Source organism: Mycoplasma corogypsi (genome assembly GCF_045276875.1).
In the GTDB taxonomy this organism is placed as follows: Bacteria; Bacillota_I; Bacilli_A; order Mycoplasmatales; family Metamycoplasmataceae; genus Mycoplasmopsis; species Mycoplasmopsis corogypsi.
In genome coordinates this window covers 794,574-811,909 of sequence record NZ_CP174163.1, presented here as the reverse complement: position 1 = coordinate 811,909, position 17,336 = coordinate 794,574, and the positions used below count along the sequence as shown (strand labels likewise).

Here is a 17,336-nt window from a genome sequence, read left to right as displayed (position 1 = left end):
ATGAATAATATGCTCAAAATTGAAAAGATCTTAGAAGAAATTAGCTCACATCGCTTCCATTTATCACTAGAAGGCTACGATATTCAAGAAGTGAATGCATTCTTTGATACTTTAAGTGCTAGTTTAAAAAATATTGCAGATGATTTAGAACTACAAGCCGAAAATATAGGTGAAAAAGATAAAAAAATCACAGAATTAAATAATAAGTTAGAAGTATTAAAAATTGATAATAGTAGACTTAAAGAACAAATTACAAAACTAGAAGACGTAATTAAAAGGCAATAATGAAAGATATTAAAACAAACGAAAACTTTCAAAATTTAATACAGTGATACCCAGGGCACATGGCTAAAGGGATGAAAGAAATTAAAGAAAACGCTAATTTAGCCAATGTTTTTATTGTTGTTTTAGATGCAAGATGTCCAATTAGTTCATATAATGAAGAATTTGATACGATAATGCCTCAAAAACCAAGACTTTTTATTATTACAAAAAGTGATTTAATGGACAAAAACAAAAAACAAAAAATAGAATCTCGTTTCAAAGGTGAACATGTTTTATGGCTTGATTTAAGAAAAGCTTCAGCCAAAAAAGTAATTCTTAATAAACTAAAAGACATCATGAAAGAAAAAATAGCTCGTGATAAAACCAAAGGTCTATTAGTTACCAGAATTAAATCATTTGTAGTGGGTGTTCCAAACTGTGGTAAAAGTACTTTAATTAATTTAGTCAGTGAAAAAGCTAACTTAAAAGTTGCTAATTTCCCAGGAGTAACTCGAGAGAAAAAATGAGTTGTAAGTGGTGAATTTATGTTTTTAGATACCCCAGGAATTTTATTACCTAAATTCGAGAATCAAGAAGCAGCAATCAAACTTTTAACTATTGGTTCAATCAAATCAGAAAACTTTCCAACTGAATTTATAGCTATAAGCATTTGAAAACTACTTTCTAAATACTATCCTGAAAAATTACAGGCTGAGGGATGTACTCCTAGTTTTGATGATAAAGAAATTTACGCATACATGCATAGATATGGTGAAAAACTAAAATTTTATAAATCACAAGGAAAAATTGATTTAGCTAAAACTGAACAACATTTTATTAATTGAGCAAGAAATTTGGTTGGTGTAACCTACGATTAAAACTAATTTAACTAAATAAGGAATGTTTTAAAATTTAAATATGGGATTTTTTAAAAATTTAATCAATAAAGTTTTCAAAAGAGACAAAGAAGTAAAAGATGTTAAGCAACTTGAGCAATTGCATAACGAAACTCGAAGTGAAGAAATCTTAAATAGTAAAAAGTTTGAAAAATATGAAACTGGACTAAATAATTCATCTAACTTTGGTAAAAAACTTTTAGAGCTACAAAATAGACATTTAAAGGTTGATGAAGAATATTTTGAAGAACTAGAAGAAATATTAATAATGTCCGATATTAACTCTAAATTAGTCGAAATTATCATTGAAAAAATCAAATCAGAAGTTAAAACCAATATGATTAGTGACCCAAAACTAATTGGTGAAATTATTGCCGATCAGTTATTTGTTATTTATACCAATAACTCAATTGTTAATACTAATTTTAACTTTGAAGATGGTAGAACCAATGTTTTTGTGTTTGTTGGAGTTAATGGTTCTGGTAAAACAACTTCAATAGCTAAAGTGGCTAATAAATTCATTCAAGAAGGCAAAAAAGTTTTAATTGCTGCAGCTGATACATTTAGAGCTGGAGCAGTTAATCAATTAGAAATTTGAGCTAATCGAATTGGAGCTGAAATTATCAAGCCTTCTAAAGAAGGTCAAGATCCTTCATCAGTTGTTTTTCAAGCAATGGAAAAAGCAACTGCTGAAAAATATGATTTAGTTATCATTGATACAGCTGGTAGATTACAAAATAAAGTAAATCTAATGAGAGAGCTAGAAAAAATGATTTCAGTAATGAATAAGTTTGTTGATGGTGCTCCTCATGAATCGTTATTAGTTTTAGATGCAACTACTGGTCAAAATGGTTTATCACAAGCTAAAACTTTTAAAGAAGTTGCTAATTTAACAGGAATTATCTTAACCAAACTAGATGGAACATCTAAAGGTGGAATTGTGTTATCTATCAAAGATGAATACGATTTAGATGTTAAATATGTTGCTTTAGGTGAGAAATTAGATGACTTACAAGAATTTGACCTAGAGTTATTTATTTATCAAATGACTAAAGACTTAATTAAAGACTATGAACAATAAATCAATTGAAAATATTACAAAATATTCAGAGTTATTTGCTAAATACCAAAATTTTCTAACCCAAAATCAAAAACAAGTTTTTCACTTATATTTTTTTGAAGATCTTTCATATGGAGAAATAGCTAACATTATGGCTACTTCAAGATCAGCAGCTTTTGACACCTTAAAAAAAGCTATTTCAAAGTTAGAAAAAATAGATCAACAAATGACTAATTAAAAACCTTTATTAACTAAAGTTCCTAAGTAATCAATAACAAAAATCACTTACCTAAAAGTAAGTGATTTTTAATCTATTTCTTTTTAGTTTGCACTTTGACTACACGAGTAAAAATTAAGTAAACTGGTATTAATAAAGATAAAATAGCAGTTCAACCACCCATAATAATTACTGATAAAATTTTAGCCACAGTATCATTTCTTAACATAGCTATGATAGTTAAGATAATAGTAATGTACATTAATCAGAACATAATAAATGCCATAAGTTTCTTTTTACTTGAACCAAATTCATAAAAGAATGCAATTGATAAGTGTGAAATTAAAGCAATTAATGATGCTGATACTGATAAACCAAAACAAGCTAAAACTGCTTGGCTTAATCCTGACATATAGCAAATAATTGTACCTACTAAAGCTAAAATAACTGCTACAAAACTAGCAATTACAGTAGTTCAAGTCAATGATTTTTTACTAATAATAATTCTCATTATTCTCCTTGTTCTAATAGTATATACCAATTAATTAAAAGCTAAAAAAGCTTTTTATGTAAAAAATTAGCAAACTAGTGGGTTTTATGCTAAAATAATAATATTATGAGTAAAAAAGACTATTACGATATTTTAGGGGTCTCAAAAAATGCTTCACAAGCGGAGATCAAATCTGCATATAGAAAGTTAGCAAAACAATATCATCCAGATAAATTAAAAGATGGAACAAGTGATGCTAAAATGCAAGAATTAAACCAAGCTTACGATATTTTAAGTGATGAAACCAAAAGAAGAACATATGATCAGTATGGTCATGATGCAGCAAATGCACACGGAGCTGGTGGATTTAGTGGACAAGATTTTGGTGGGTTTAGCGACATTTTTGAAAACATTTTTTCATCATTTGGTGGAGGATTTGGCTTTGGTGGGGGAGGTCAAAGATCTAGACAAAGTGCAGCTTCACCATTAAGAGGAGCTGATTACAAAGCTAATATTTCTATTTCATTTTTAGATGCAGTACACGGAAAAGTTCTTAAAAAGAAATTCAAAAAATGAGATCTATGTTTAGGATGTCATGGAACTGGTGCTGAAGGTTCAAGTGGTCTAAAAGTTTGTGATTCTTGTCATGGACAAGGTCAAAAATTAAAACAAACTAGAACAATTTTCGGTGCAGTTGAAACAATGGTAGTGTGTGATGATTGTCATGGTACTGGTAAGAAAATTGTTAAAAAATGTTCAATGTGTCATGGTAAACAATACATCGAATCTACTAGAGAAACCACAATTAATGTACATCCAGGAACTAGTTCTAGCACAAGATTAGTCTTAAGTGGATATGGTGATAAGGGACAAAATGGTGGACCTTGTGGTGATTTATATATAACATTTACCGTTGAAGAACATCCGTTTTACCACCGTGAAAAGAACCACATTTTCCTAGAATTTCCAGTCTCTTTCCAAGATGTATTATTAGAAAACGAAGTTTTAGTACCTACTCCATATGGAAACGAAAAAATTCGTCTAAAAAGAAAATATGAAACAGACACTGTATTAACTCTTAAAGGAAAAGGTATCAAAACACCAAAAGAAACTGGTGATTTAAAACTAATCTTAAAATTTGTAATTCCAGATTACAAAGGTAAAGATGAAAAAGCTTTAGTTGACTTACTAAAATGTTTAAAAGATACTTCAAATGAAGAGTTTGTTAAAAAAGTACAAAATAGTAAATAAATTCAAGTTCGCTTGAATTTTATTTTGTTAATTGATATATTAAGGAAATTGAAATAATTTAATTTATAATTTAATTACTTATGAAAAATAATTATACTGCTGAAGATATTACACAATTAAAAGGTTTAGAAGCTGTTAGAAAACGTCCAGGGATGTACATTGGTGGTACTGATGTACATGGATTACATCATTTAGTTTGAGAAATTGTAGATAACTCAATTGATGAAGCTTTGGCTGGTTTTGCAAATAAAATAGAAGTCACCTTAAAAGCAGATGGATCAGTTGTAGTTTCTGATAATGGTCGTGGAATTCCAGTTGATAAAGCTAAAGGTGAAACTAGAACTGCTGTGGAATTAGTTTTTACTGAGCTACATGCTGGAGGAAAGTTTAACTCATCAGTTTATAAAAGCTCAGGTGGGCTACATGGGGTTGGTTCTAGTGTCGTAAATGCCTTATCTACCAGGTTAGAAGTTACAGTTGCTAGAAATGGTAAACTTTATAGAACAAGCTTTGAACAGGACAAAATTATTGAAAGAACACATGAAATTGGTACAAGTAAGCATTCTGGAACAACTGTTCAGTTTTGACCAGATTATAGTTTTTTCAAAAAAGCTAAATTAAGTGCCAATGTTATTTCAGAAAGATTAAAAGAAAGCTCATTTTTAATTAGTAACTTAAAAATAATTTTAAGAGACGAAAACACTGATACTGTAGAGAGATACGAATATGAAAATGGTTTAATTGCATTTTTAGGTTTCTTAAATGATGCTAAAACTAAAATTACAAATCCAGTTTCTTATAAAGATGAGAAAAAAGGTATCGAAGTAAATTTTGCTTTCCAATGAACTGATTCATATAATGAAACTATTTTTAGTTTTGTTAACAATGTCAAAACTAGAGATGGTGGAACTCATGAAACAGGTTTAAAAACCGCTTTAACCAAAACTTTCAATGAATTTGCTATTAAAGAAGGTGCATTAAAAGGGAAAAATGCTTTTGATGGTGATGATATTAGAGAAGGTTTAACCTGCATTTTATCTCTAAAAGTTCCTGAAAACCTACTTGAATTTGTTGGGCAAACAAAAGATAAATTAGGTACACCAGATGCTAAAAATGTTGTTGAAGAAATAGCGACTAAATATTTAGAAACTTGAATCGCAGAAAACAAACAAACAGCCAAAAAAGTTTTAGATAAAATTAAAAGTACATACTTATTAAGAACGGAAGAGAAAAAGCGTAGAGCTGAAGCTCGTAGTTCTAAAAAAGCTTTAAAAGAAAAAACAGTTTTAAGTGATAAATTAACTCCAGCTACTTCAAAAAATGCACTCGAAAAAGAATTATTTTTAGTCGAAGGTGACTCAGCTGGTGGTAGTGCGAAAAGTGGTAGAGATAGAAAATATCAAGCTATTTTACCATTAAGAGGTAAAGTCTTAAACTGTGAAAAATCTAAACTAACTGATGTAATAAAAAATACTGAAATAGGTACTATTATCAATACCATCGGTGCAGGATTTGGAAAAGACTTTGATTTATCAAAAGCTCAATATGGAAAAATAATCATTATGACTGACGCTGATACTGACGGTGCTCATATTCAAGTTTTATTACTAACCTTTTTCTACCGTTTTATGAGACCTTTAATTGAGGATGGAAGAGTGTATATTGCTTTACCACCTTTATATAAAGTATCAAATAAAACTAAAAAAACTGTTAAGTACGCTTGAGACGAAAGTGATTTAAAAGATATTTTAGATAACGAAAAAGGAAGCACTGAACTTCAAAGATATAAAGGTCTTGGAGAAATGAACGCAGACCAATTATGAGAAACAACAATGAACCCAGAAACTAGAACACTTATAAAAGCAACATTAGAAGATGCTTCATTAGCTGAACGGCGTGTAAGTGTGTTAATGGGTGATGACGTTGCAAGTAGACGTAAGTGAATTGACGCTAATGTTGATTTTTCAGCAGAAGATGATTTTATAGATAAATTACAAAAACCAAATATTAGTGATATTATTTAATTTATTTGGTTTTATTAAGTAAATATATAGTAAAAGAACTCCGTTTTCCTAATTAAAAACGGAAGTGGGGTTATTTTTTGTTCTATTGTTTGTGTAAATAAAAAAACTAGAAACTAAATTCTAGTTTAAGTGTTTTTTAGCTAAATGTGAGTATTTATTAACTTTTTCATGCTTAACTTTAGGTATATTCAATACTAAAGTGTATTCGCCTTTAATTGAGTCTAATGAATTAAAGTGTTCTAATAATTCGCTAGCTTTACCTCTAAATCATTGCTCGTGTATCTTTGTTAGTTCTTTTGCTAAACATAAGTCAGCTTTATCGGAAAATACTTCATTTATATCTTCTAAAGTTTTGAGTAATTTGTGAGGTGAAACATAAAAAATATATGTTCCTTGTTGCAGCTCTTTTAGCTGATTAATTCTTTGTTGAGTTTTATCCTTAATAAAACCTAAAAAAGTAAACTCACTAGTAAAATTAGAACCAACAAAAGCAGTAACGGCGGCATTTACACCTGGGATAATTTCAATCTCAATATCATTTTCAAGCGCTAATTTTATAATCGCAAATCCAGGATCTGAAACTACTGGCATACCAGCATCAGAAACTAGTGCTACATTATTGTTGTTTTGTAATAAACTTAAAAGACCTTTAGCACTGTTGTTTTCGACTACATTGTTATAAGTAATTAGTTTTTTGTTACTAATTTCATAGTGAGCTAGTAATTTGCTAGTTACTCTAGTATCTTCACAAGCGATAATATCAACTTCGTTTAAAGTTCTAATTGCTCTAAAAGTAATATCTTCTAAATTACCAATAGGTGTTCCGACAATATAAAGTTTAGCCATTATACAACTCCATTAATTTATTTAGCAAAATTACTTTTTCTAGTTCAAAATTAATTTTTGAGCTAATGTTATTTTTAAATTCTTCTATATCTACTATAAAAGTCAGTAAGGAAGGTTTTTTATCCAAAATTTTGTGATTTAAAGCTATAGATTTACTAATAAACTGATTTGATGTAGGAATATTTGAGTTTTTAACCCTATAAAAAGCAGTGAAAATGAATTTTAATGAGTTAAAAATTCGTTCATTTTGTTCAGTGTCATCCTTCTTTAAGTATTTAGTTAAAAATAAGTACATTAAAGCTGGATTTTTTTGTTTTAAACTTAAAGATACAGTTTCTAATAGTTCGTTATAAATTGAACTAAAATTACTATTTACAATTGCGTTTGCGCTAAGAAAATCAAAGGAAATGAAGCTAGCTACAGCTGCAAATTCGTTAAATATGTTATTTTTTAAAAACTCATTATAAATAGTATTGCTATCATCATGAAATACTTTAATTTGTTGTGCACGAGATAAAATAGTAGGAAGTAGTGAGTTAATTTTATTTGTTGTCATTAAAATAATTAAGTTATCAACTGGCTCTTCAATACTTTTTAAGATTGAATTTAGAGCGATAGTTGAAGCATTTTCAATGTTTTTTATAACTAAAAGATTAAAACCAATAGAGCTATACTGGTTAACAAAAGAGTTATTATAAAAAGCATTTTCCAATGTTTCTTTTTCAATATTTTTTACTGATCCATCAATAAAACTAATAAAAGGTGGCAAGTGTTCATGATCTAAAGAACTAATTTTAAAGTTAGTAAGTATTTCAATCACAGTTTTTAAGTCTTTATTTATATCAAAACCAAATGGTGCATTTAATAGGTATAAATGACTTAATTTATAGTTGTTTTTAGCAACTGCTAAAGCTTGTAAAATATTTGGTTTAATCATTTTTGAACTTATTTAAGTAGTTAATAAAATTTGGGTGTTGAAGCAGTTTGCTATAAACTTCTTGAAATACTTGGTCAATTTCGTTTCTTGCGTTTACAACAATAAAACGATTAGGTTCACTTATGATAATTTCTTTATAACCTAAATAAACCTTATTGTGAAAATCTTCTTTTTCTTTTTCTAAACGATCTTCAATTAGTCTACTTTTTTGAATTCTAGTTCTCGATTCACTTGGTGTGATGTCGAAAAACACAGTAATTTCAGGCATAGTGTTATCAATAGCTAAATTTGTAATAGCTTTTACATAATCTAAACCTAAACCACGTGCAAATCCTTGATAAGCATAAAAACTATCTACATAACGATCACAAAATACAATTTTGTTTTCGTTTAAAGCAGGTCAAACTACTTTTTCTAAGTGAATTCTACGACTAGTTGTGTATAAAAAAGCTTCAGCAATAGATGATAGGTCGCTTTCAGGATCTAAAATTATTTCTCTGATACGTTCAGCTTCTTTTAAATCTTTTCCACCTGGTTCACGAGTGAAAATGTGTTTTAGATGTGGAAAATCAATTGATATTTGATTAACTATCATATTAATAATTGTTGTTTTACCTGAACCATCTAATCCTTCGAAAGTAATAAACATACGTACCTCACTATTTTTTTCTATTGCTTAATGACATTTTTAAAGTTATATCATCAATATAGTCCACTTGAGCACCGATTGGAATACCGATAGCTAAAGATGAAACTTTTAGATTTAAATACGAAAGTCTTGATTTGATGATGTTATTGGTCATTTCACCTTCTAAAGTAGGTGAAATAGCTAAAATAATTTCATCAAATGACTTTGCATATTTTTCTAGTTTTGATAGGTTATTTTCAGCTTTTTTTAAGTCAATATCATTTTTAATTAGCGTATTAAAAATGAAGTATTTACCAAAGTAATACCCACCATTTTCAATTTTTTGTAGTGCTGCTAAATTTTCCACAACTAATAAAACGTTATCTCTTTCGTCATTGTGACAAATTGAACACTTACCATTTTCAATACTAAAACCACAAATTTCACAAAATGAAATTTGAGTTTTTATTCTTTTAAATAAGTTTGCTAGTACGTTTACATCTAATTCTTCACTAGCTAATATTCATAAAACTATTTTTTCTGCTTGCTTTTTACTTATCCCTGGAATTTTTTTGATCCGTTCAATAAATTCGCTAATAGTAGGTAAGTCAAACATTATAATCCACCAGGCATTTGTGAAGTGATTTTTTCTTGTTCTTCTTGAATTAGGTCAATTGCTTCATTAAATGCAACTACCATTAAGTCTTCTAATAATTCTTTATCGTCTGGATCTACTAATTCCTGCATTAAATCAATTTTTACGATTTGTAAATCACCTCTAATAACAACTTTAATTCCTTGTTTTTCAACTGTGAATTCTTTTTTGTCTAGTTCCGCTTGCTTTTTCTCTAATTCAGCTTGCATTTTTTTAAGTCTTCTCATCATTTCTGGATTCATAATTTACCTCTTTTACATATATTGTTTAAACTCATTTTTTAGATTTTCATCTCAAGCGATAATGTTCATTTTTTTACCAAAAAATTCAGTCAATAATTCTTGAAACTCTTCTTTGTTATTTAAACGTTCATAAATTTGAATTTCATTACTATTATTAACCAAAAGTATTAAGTTATCGTCTGAAATTCAAGCTATTCTTAAGCCAATAATCATTTTAGCTAAATTATATTTTGAACTATTTTTAGGACTTGATTTAGCTAAATGAACTGCGGCTTGCTTAAGCATCTTATTTTGATAGTTACACTTGTTTTTAAGATTTTCATCTTTCATTTGATTTGCAATTAGTTCAAAAAGTTTAACTTTTTCATCCTTTTCGAGTTCAGTTTTATTAGTATCTAAATCAAATAAGTCAGTTTGATATTCACGATAATCAAAATCTTGTGAGTTTGATTGTGAAAAAATATCTGAACTGATTTCAAATCCTTCATTTGGTTCTACTTTTTGATTTTCAAAAGAATTAGCATCAACGGTTTCTAATGGAACTTGATTTACATCTTCTTCATAAGTAGGTTCAAAATCATTTACAAAAGTGTTTTCAGTGTTTTGGTTTGAAGGGTTAGCTTCTTTAGTAAAATACTGACTATTTTGAACATCAAAATGCTCATCAGTTTTAGTCAATTCATTTTCAAAATGTGAAACTGGAGCACTTATTACATTATTTACTGATTCAACAACTGGTTGTTGAGATTGGTTAACACCTAATTTAGCTTGACTTTCTTCATAAGTTAGATTAGCAACATTTCTCATCAGTTTTAATAAACTAATAGATAACATTTCAAATGGTTGATCAATTTTAGCTATATTTCCAAGCAATTCATACATAGAAGCTGAAATTTCTAACGCTAAAGCTAAATTAAGTTTTAATTGTTGAATTTGGTTTACTGAAGCAAAGTTTAATAATTGTGGATTATTAGTTTTAAATAGCACAATTCAGTCTTTTAATAATAAAACTATGTTATTGCATAGAAGTATAGGATCAATACCTTGATTGCTATACTTATCAATAGTAGTTAGAATTTTTGGAATATTACCTGTAGAAATAAAATTAATTAGTTCAATAATTTGTTCAGTCGAAGTAATACCAAAGTTTTCAAATAGATTTGATTGAGTTATAGTTCCGTTTTGGAATGAAATTGCTTGGTCAGCTATACTTAAAGCATCACGCATACCACCACTAGCTAGTCTAGCAATACTTGGTAAAACACTTAAATCGTATTGTATACCTTCTAAATCTAGGATTTTTTCTAAATGTCCAACTATTTCTTTTTCGTTCATTCTTTTAAAGTTAAATTTTTGGACACGAGAAAGAATTGTGTTTGGTATTTTGTGAGCATCTGTTGTAGCTAAAATAAAAACAACATGAGCTGGCGGTTCTTCCATAGTTTTTAATAAAGCGTTAAAAGCAGCTTTAGAAAGCATATGAACCTCATCGATAATAATTACCTTATATCTAGAGTTCATAGGTACTTGCGCTACTTTTTCAACTAAATCACGAATATCATCAACACCGTTGTTTGAAGCTGCATCCATCTCAATAACATCAATATTGTTATTGATTTTTGAGTGACAGTTATCGCAAGCTTCAGCATCATTTTGATGCATACAGTTCACTACATTGGCAAAGATTTTAGCCATTGTGGTTTTACCTGTACCTTTTGGACCGCTAAATAGATAAGCGTGTCCAATTTTATAGCTTAAAATGATATTTTTTAGTGCTTTAACTATATGTTCTTGACCTACAACCTCACTAAAACGAGTAGGACGATATTTACGATATAAAACTTTATAACTCATCATTCTCCTAGTTTTAAATTATATATCTATTATTAATTATATTAATAATAAAACCTATTTTATGAGTAAAAGTGATTAAAAAATTGACAGCATGAGCGTCAATTTTAACCTTTTATAGCTATAATTAAGCAGCTTGAGCTCTTTCAGCTCTTCTTTTATCTCTTGCGTTTTCTTTAGCTAATTTATGTGCTCTTTTTTCAGCACGTAATTTGTTTTTTAATCTAACAACTTTACGCATATTTTTCCTTTTCTTATTTTATTTAATTTAATATGTAGTTCTGCTAATGAATAAGTTTTCGTAACTTTGTATATTTATTTTACAGGATTTTAAGTATTTTAGAAAAATTTAATAACTATGCTTATAATTTGCATTTATATGTTGAATTTACTGTGGTTTTAGTAATTAATTAAGGTAAAAAATGGGTATGATAATCCGTTTGATCAACTGGTAACAGAATTACTTTATAAAACTTTTTAGCTCAACTTTTAATGCTATGATTATTTTTTTATTAAAATTAAAATACAAAGAGCAATTTTAAAAAGGCAAAGAATTAGTGCTTAAATACCTAATTTAAGCAAAGAACCAAGCTTTTAGAAAATTGAAATTCCTAAAGCAGTTTTAAAACAAAGTAAACTTTAGTCATTGAGGTAATAATATGACAGATAAAAATAAAATTTTAGACAAAATTATTAATGAATCACTTGATAAAATCATGTCAGATCGTTTTGGTCGTTATTCAAAGTATGTTATTCAACAACGTGCTTTACCTGATGTTAGAGATGGGTTAAAGCCTGTTCAAAGAAGAATTTTATATTCTATGTTTGGACTAGGTTTAGAGCATGATAAACAATATAAAAAATCAGCTCGTATAGTTGGTGATGTTATTGGTAAATATCATCCACATGGTGATTCTTCTGTGTATGACGCAATGGTTAATATGTCTCAATGATGAAAAATGAACATTCCACTTTTAGATATGCACGGAAACATTGGTTCTATTGATGAAGATCCAGCAGCCGCAATGCGTTACACTGAAGTAAAAATGGCTAAAATTGCTGAGTATATTTTGGGTGATATTAAGAAAAATACCGTCACATTTGCACCTAACTTTGACGATTCTGAAATTGAGCCTACAGTGTTACCTTCAATTTTCCCAAATATACTTGTAAATGGTGCTAAAGGTATTGCAATTGGTATGGCAACAGAAATGCCGCCACACAACTTAAATGAAGTTTTAGATGCAACAATTTTTAGAATTAAACACCCTAAATCACATATTAGTGAACTATTTAAATATATTAAAGGACCAGATTTTCCTACTGGTGCTGTTATTAGAGGAACAAAAGGAATTATCGAAGCCTTTGAAAAAGGTAAAACAGAAAAAGATAATATTAAACTATTTAGTAAGTTCACTACTTACACAAAAGGAAAAAATAAGTTCATTGAAATTACTGAAATTCCATACGGTGTAAATAAATCTAAATTAGTTTATGCAATTGATTGCATCATAAATGAGCAAACAATTGGTGGTATTTTAGAAATAAAAGATCAGTCTGATCGTGATGGAATTAATATTTTAATTACACTAGATGAAGATGCTAATGAACGTAGTATTTTAAGTTATTTATGTCAAAAAACTGACTTGCAAATTACTTATTCATACAATAATGTTGTAATTAAGAATAATTCTCCAGAAATATTGAATTTAGCTGGTTTAATTGATAGTTATATAGATCATGTTAAAGATGTAAAAACGAAAACTATTGAGTATGATTTACATAAAAGTTTAATCAGACTTGAAATTGTAGAAGGTTTTATTAAGGTTAGCGAAATTACTGATCAAGTAATAGCAGTAATTAGAAAAGCTGAAGGTTCTAAAGCTGGTGTTATTAAAGACTTAATAGCTCATTTTGATTTTACTGAGCTACAAGCTAAAGCGATCGCTGAACTTAGACTTTACCGTTTAAGTAAAACTGATAAAGAAGCTTATTTATTAGAAAAAGCTGAGTTAGAAGATTTAATTAAAAAATTAAGATTACTTTTAAGTGATGAAAATGAGTTTAACAATCACATAATTGAACAGCTAAAATTTATCAAAAAAGAGTTCCCAACACCAAGAAAAACTGTGATAGAAGAAAATGAGTTCAACTTTACTTATGAACAATCAGATTTAGTTAAGGAAGAAGAAATTAACATTGGTATTTCAAGACAAGGTTACATTAAACGTTTATCTCAAAGAGTAGTTGATTCGAATGAGTTTACAACTTATGGTTTAAAAGAAGAAGATTACTTAATTTATTATGATAAAATCAGCACCTTAAATAATTTACTAGTATTTACATCGCTTGGTAATTATGCTATTGTTCCAGCTCACAAGTTAGTTGAAAGCAAATGAAAAGACCTAGGGATGCATTTATCTGATTTTGTGGATGTACATCCAAGTGAAGAAATAGTTGCTGTATTTAGTATTAAGGATTTTGAAACTACTGGATATTTTGTTATCGGAACAAAGTTAGGTATGTTGAAAAAGACTTTAATTAAAGACTTTGAAGTTTCAAGAATAAATAAATTTTATACTGCAATAAAACTAGATGATGGTGATACAGTTTTAAATGTATGCTATTCAGATGGTAAAAAAGATGTTATCTTAATTTCAGAAGAAGGATTTAGCACTAGATATTCTGAAATGGAAATTGGTTTATATGGAACAAAAGCCAAAGGAAATAAAGGTATTTACTTATCGCTAAAAGATAAAGTTAAATATTTTACTTGTGCAAATAACGACAATATTATCACAATAACTTCAGATAATGGATGAGTTAAAAAAGTTTCAGTACAATTTATTCCTTATATTCCAAAACATATTAAAGGAAAACCAGTATTTAAGGATTTACTATCAAAACATAAATTTAAAATTTCTGATATGGCTGTAATGGGTCAAGATGATTTATTTATTACAAAAGACACATTAGGTGGTACACATTTAGTACAGCAAAAACCAGCTAGTTCAGAAGAAAACTTAGTAAATCTAAAAATAGATAATATTTATAAGTTAAATATCAAAAAACCACTAAATCCTTTTGATTTAGTGGTACAAAAAGATATCTTTTCAAGTGAAGTTATCACACAAGAATCTAAAGTTATTGAAGAAAACAAACAAAAAGCTAAACAAGCTAATTTAGATATCGAAGCATTACTTAAAAAAGTAGATGGTATCTTAAATAAAGACAAAAAATCTAAATAACGTATTAAAAGGTTCAGGTAGCTGAACCTTTTTTGTAATTTAATTGTTAGTGACAGTGTTATTTAAAAAGTTAAATGTCCACACGGAAAGATAGAACTTAATAACAAAAGAGTAAATTATTTGGTTTTATTCATCTGATTTCTAAACTTAATACGATATAAAAAACAAGCTCACAAAATGAAACAAAATTCATTTGTAAGCTTGAAATTGTATAAATAAATTAGTTATATATGATGGTTGTTTTAGAACATTCCACCTAGTCCGCCTAAACCGCCCATACCAGATGGCATTTTACCTGCTTTAATATTTTTAACCATTTCAGACATTCTTTTAACCATTCCATCATAGTCTGAAAGTAGTTTATTATACTCTTGAGCAGTTCTACCACTACCTTTAAGAATTCTTTCTTTCCTTGAAGCTTGTTTTAGTAATTTAGGATTTTTTCTTTCTCTAGCAGTCATTGAAGAAATTAGAATTTGATATAGTTTCATTTTTTCTTCAGCTTTTTCAATTTGATCTTCTGAAACTTTACTTGATAAATTACCTGGAAGCATTTTCAGAATTTTAGAGAATTTACCTAGGGTTTTCATTTGTTTAATTTGTTCCATTAAATCATCTAAAGTATATTCACCAGTAAACATTCTTTCGACAATATTTTGAGCTTTATCAGCATCGATTACGTCTTGAGCTTTTTCAATTAAGCTCATAACATCACCCATACCTAAAATTCTATCTGCCATTCTTTCTGGGTGAAATAAGTCAAGGTTCGAAACTTTTTCACCTGTACCTATAAATTTAATAGGTAAATTTAAGATATATCTTAAGCTTAATGCTGCCCCACCACGTGCATCAGAGTCTAATTTTGTAATAATTGTTCCTGAAAGCTTTAATTTATCATTAAATGTTTCTGCCACATTAATAATGTCTTGTCCACTTAAAGCATCAGCAACAAATAAAATTTCACTTGGTTTAGCAATAGCTTTAACATTTTCAAGTTCTGTCATTAATTTTTCATCAATTGATAAACGACCAGCAGTATCGATGATAATTAAATCATTTCCATTTTCTTTTCCGTGTTCAATAGCATTATTTACTATTTGTTCAACAGGTGAAGAAACACCTTCTTCATAATAATCAATTTGAATACTTTTAGCTAATGTTACTAATTGATCCACAGCAGCTGGACGATAAATGTCTGCTGCGACTACTAATGGTTTTTCAACCATTTTCTTTTTTCTTAAGTAGTAAGCCAATTTTGCTGTTGCAGTAGTTTTACCTGACCCTTGTAAACCAACCATCATAATTACTGTTGGTTTTTTTTCTAATTTAATATCTTTAGCTTTTCCACCTAGTATGCTTACTAATTCTTCGTGGAAAATTTTTAGCATTTGGTCTGATGGATTTAATTTACCTATAATTTCACTACTTAATGCTTTTTCTTTAACGTTTGTAATGAATGATTTAACTACTTTTAAGTTAACGTCAGCTTCTAAAAGAGCAATTTTAACTTCTCTAGTAATTTCTAAAATATCTGCTTCATTTAATGTGGTTTTTTTAGCCATTTGAGCTAAACTTTTTTGTAATTTTTTTTCTAAAAATCCTAACATAATTAAATTATACAATATTAAGCATTAAGCTAGCTATAAGATAGCATTATAGCTGTTTTTTAGTACTTAAATTGTTAGCTTTCCTATATTCTTCTCTAATTTCTGCGATAGAAATTAGTTTATTATTTCTTAATACACTAAAATATTCAAATGCATTAACTCTTCGTTGTTTTGACATCATAATTCCAGCAATTTCATGCATAGAATCAATTATATTTTTATAACTTAATTTCCCTTTATTATCAACTAAAGTTGCTTGCTCACCATTCTTATGGTAGAAAATTTCTCCAACTTTAAAATAACCATTATCAATTAACTGATTCATTGGTGTTTTTGGTGGTTTAGTATCTAAAATAGCAGTTTCTACTTCTGTTATTTGAGGTTTTATGTTTTGTATCCTTAATTAACCATATTCGATGTATTTAGCATCTTTTTCAATCATAAAGTAATTTCGACCAGTTCTTTTAGCAACAGCAGCTGTAGTCATAGTTCCACCAAATGGGTCTAATATTAAATCGTTTGGTTTAGTGAATAAAACAATTAGTCTATGAATTAAAGCTTCAGGTTTTTGTGTATTATGCAGTTTTTTACCTTCATTATCCTTTAGTCTTTCATTACCTGAACAAACAGGGAAAGTTCAAATTGAACCCATTTGTTTACCGTTATTTAGGTGTTTACCAGTTTTATAATTAAAAGTGAATTTAGATTTCTTACTTTTAGTAGCTCAAATAAGAGTTTCGTGGCTATTGTTTAATCTAGTGCCACTAAAATTAGGTGTTGGGTTTGATTTTTGTCAAATAATATCGTTTATTACTCAAAAACCTAATTCACGTAAAATTGAGCCAATTTCATATATAGACTGCATGCCTTAAATAACACAAATAGCACCATCTTTTTTAAGTGTTCTATGAACTTGCTCAAGTCATTTTTTAGTGAATTCCTTGTACGATTGCATATTTTCGAATTTATCTCAATCATCATCACAACCATCAAATTCTGTTCCTTCAACCCTGTATAATTTTTTTACCTTCCTGAATTTGCATAAAGTAAGGTGGGTCTGCGAAACAAAAATCAAAAGTTTCTGAAGGTATTTTTGGTAAAACTTCAATTGAATCACCTT

General features: G+C 28.4%; 17 protein-coding genes. 7 read left to right on the top strand and 10 right to left on the bottom strand.

Annotation, left to right across the window (positions count from 1 at the left end; genetic code table 4):
- The 4 genes from ACJA23_RS03455 to ACJA23_RS03440 are packed head-to-tail and all read left to right on the top strand — an operon-like array spanning position 1 to position 2,458.
- On the top strand, positions 1-285 hold the full coding sequence (locus ACJA23_RS03455; RefSeq protein WP_406614032.1) for a DivIVA domain-containing protein: 285 nt from the start codon (positions 1-3) through the stop codon (positions 283-285).
- Positions 285-1,142 (top strand): ribosome biogenesis GTPase YlqF, encoded by an 858-nt coding sequence (ylqF, locus tag ACJA23_RS03450; protein WP_406614030.1) that lies wholly within the window; start codon positions 285-287, stop codon positions 1,140-1,142. Before ACJA23_RS03455 ends, ylqF begins: the two co-directional genes overlap by 1 nt.
- A gap of 40 nt (positions 1,143-1,182) precedes the next feature.
- A complete protein-coding gene (gene ftsY / locus ACJA23_RS03445) occupies positions 1,183-2,241 on the top strand; it encodes a signal recognition particle-docking protein FtsY (RefSeq protein ID WP_406614028.1) in 1,059 nt (352 codons plus the stop codon).
- Positions 2,231-2,458: a sigma factor-like helix-turn-helix DNA-binding protein gene (locus ACJA23_RS03440; RefSeq protein ID WP_406614026.1), complete on the top strand. Its 228-nt coding sequence runs from the start codon at positions 2,231-2,233 to the stop codon at positions 2,456-2,458. Before ftsY ends, ACJA23_RS03440 begins: the two co-directional genes overlap by 11 nt.
- A 73-nt stretch (positions 2,459-2,531) precedes the next feature.
- Here ACJA23_RS03440 and ACJA23_RS03435 read toward each other — a convergent pair whose 3' ends face one another.
- On the bottom strand, positions 2,532-2,948 hold the full coding sequence (locus tag ACJA23_RS03435) for a hypothetical protein (protein WP_406614024.1): 417 nt from the start codon (positions 2,946-2,948) through the stop codon (positions 2,532-2,534).
- A gap of 105 nt (positions 2,949-3,053) precedes the next feature.
- Here ACJA23_RS03435 and ACJA23_RS03430 point away from each other — a divergent pair, with 105 nt between their 5' ends.
- A complete protein-coding gene (locus ACJA23_RS03430; RefSeq protein WP_406614022.1) occupies positions 3,054-4,178 on the top strand; it encodes a DnaJ C-terminal domain-containing protein in 1,125 nt (374 codons plus the stop codon).
- 80 nt (positions 4,179-4,258) lie between these two features.
- Positions 4,259-6,202, top strand: a complete 1,944-nt coding sequence (gene parE / locus ACJA23_RS03425) for a DNA topoisomerase IV subunit B (RefSeq protein ID WP_406614020.1) — start codon at positions 4,259-4,261, stop codon at positions 6,200-6,202.
- Positions 6,203-6,322: 120 nt separating this feature from the next.
- Here parE and rsmI read toward each other — a convergent pair whose 3' ends face one another.
- From rsmI to dnaX, 6 genes are read right to left on the bottom strand one after another with little or no spacing between them, the layout of a single operon-like run.
- Positions 6,323-7,048 (bottom strand): 16S rRNA (cytidine(1402)-2'-O)-methyltransferase, encoded by a 726-nt coding sequence (rsmI, locus tag ACJA23_RS03420; RefSeq protein WP_406614018.1) that lies wholly within the window; start codon positions 7,046-7,048, stop codon positions 6,323-6,325.
- Positions 7,041-7,985 carry a hypothetical protein gene (locus tag ACJA23_RS03415; protein WP_406614016.1) on the bottom strand — a complete coding sequence of 315 codons (945 nt, stop codon included), beginning with the start codon at positions 7,983-7,985 and terminating at the stop codon, positions 7,041-7,043. The genes rsmI and ACJA23_RS03415 overlap by 8 nt, the downstream gene beginning before the upstream one ends.
- The gene (gene tmk, locus ACJA23_RS03410; RefSeq protein ID WP_406614014.1) at positions 7,978-8,634 is read right to left on the bottom strand and encodes a dTMP kinase; all 657 of its coding nucleotides are present in this window, start codon (positions 8,632-8,634) and stop codon (positions 7,978-7,980) included. The genes ACJA23_RS03415 and tmk overlap by 8 nt, the downstream gene beginning before the upstream one ends.
- Positions 8,635-8,644: 10 nt before the next feature.
- Positions 8,645-9,229 carry a toprim domain-containing protein gene (locus tag ACJA23_RS03405; protein ID WP_406614012.1) on the bottom strand — a complete coding sequence of 195 codons (585 nt, stop codon included), beginning with the start codon at positions 9,227-9,229 and terminating at the stop codon, positions 8,645-8,647.
- Positions 9,229-9,510, bottom strand: a complete 282-nt coding sequence (locus ACJA23_RS03400) for a YbaB/EbfC family nucleoid-associated protein (RefSeq protein WP_406614010.1) — start codon at positions 9,508-9,510, stop codon at positions 9,229-9,231. Before ACJA23_RS03400 ends, ACJA23_RS03405 begins: the two co-directional genes overlap by 1 nt.
- Positions 9,511-9,522: 12 nt before the next feature.
- Positions 9,523-11,364, bottom strand: a complete 1,842-nt coding sequence (dnaX, locus tag ACJA23_RS03395; protein WP_406614008.1) for a DNA polymerase III subunit gamma/tau — start codon at positions 11,362-11,364, stop codon at positions 9,523-9,525.
- Between the two features lie 656 nt (positions 11,365-12,020).
- Here dnaX and ACJA23_RS03390 point away from each other — a divergent pair.
- Positions 12,021-14,609: a DNA topoisomerase IV subunit A gene (locus tag ACJA23_RS03390; protein WP_406614006.1), complete on the top strand. Its 2,589-nt coding sequence runs from the start codon at positions 12,021-12,023 to the stop codon at positions 14,607-14,609.
- A 242-nt stretch (positions 14,610-14,851) separates the two neighbouring features.
- Here ACJA23_RS03390 and ffh read toward each other — a convergent pair whose 3' ends face one another.
- The 3 genes from ffh to ACJA23_RS03375 all read right to left on the bottom strand — a co-directional run bounded on the left by ffh (position 14,852) and on the right by ACJA23_RS03375 (position 17,081).
- Entirely contained in the window at positions 14,852-16,216 is a 1,365-nt protein-coding gene (ffh, locus tag ACJA23_RS03385) for a signal recognition particle protein (RefSeq protein ID WP_406614004.1), read from the bottom strand.
- A 46-nt stretch (positions 16,217-16,262) separates the two neighbouring features.
- Positions 16,263-16,541, bottom strand: a complete 279-nt coding sequence (locus tag ACJA23_RS03380; protein ID WP_406614002.1) for a hypothetical protein — start codon at positions 16,539-16,541, stop codon at positions 16,263-16,265.
- 78 nt (positions 16,542-16,619) lie between these two features.
- The gene (locus tag ACJA23_RS03375) at positions 16,620-17,081 is read right to left on the bottom strand and encodes a DNA-methyltransferase (protein WP_406614000.1); all 462 of its coding nucleotides are present in this window, start codon (positions 17,079-17,081) and stop codon (positions 16,620-16,622) included.
- Between the last annotated feature and the right edge of the window lie 255 nt (positions 17,082-17,336).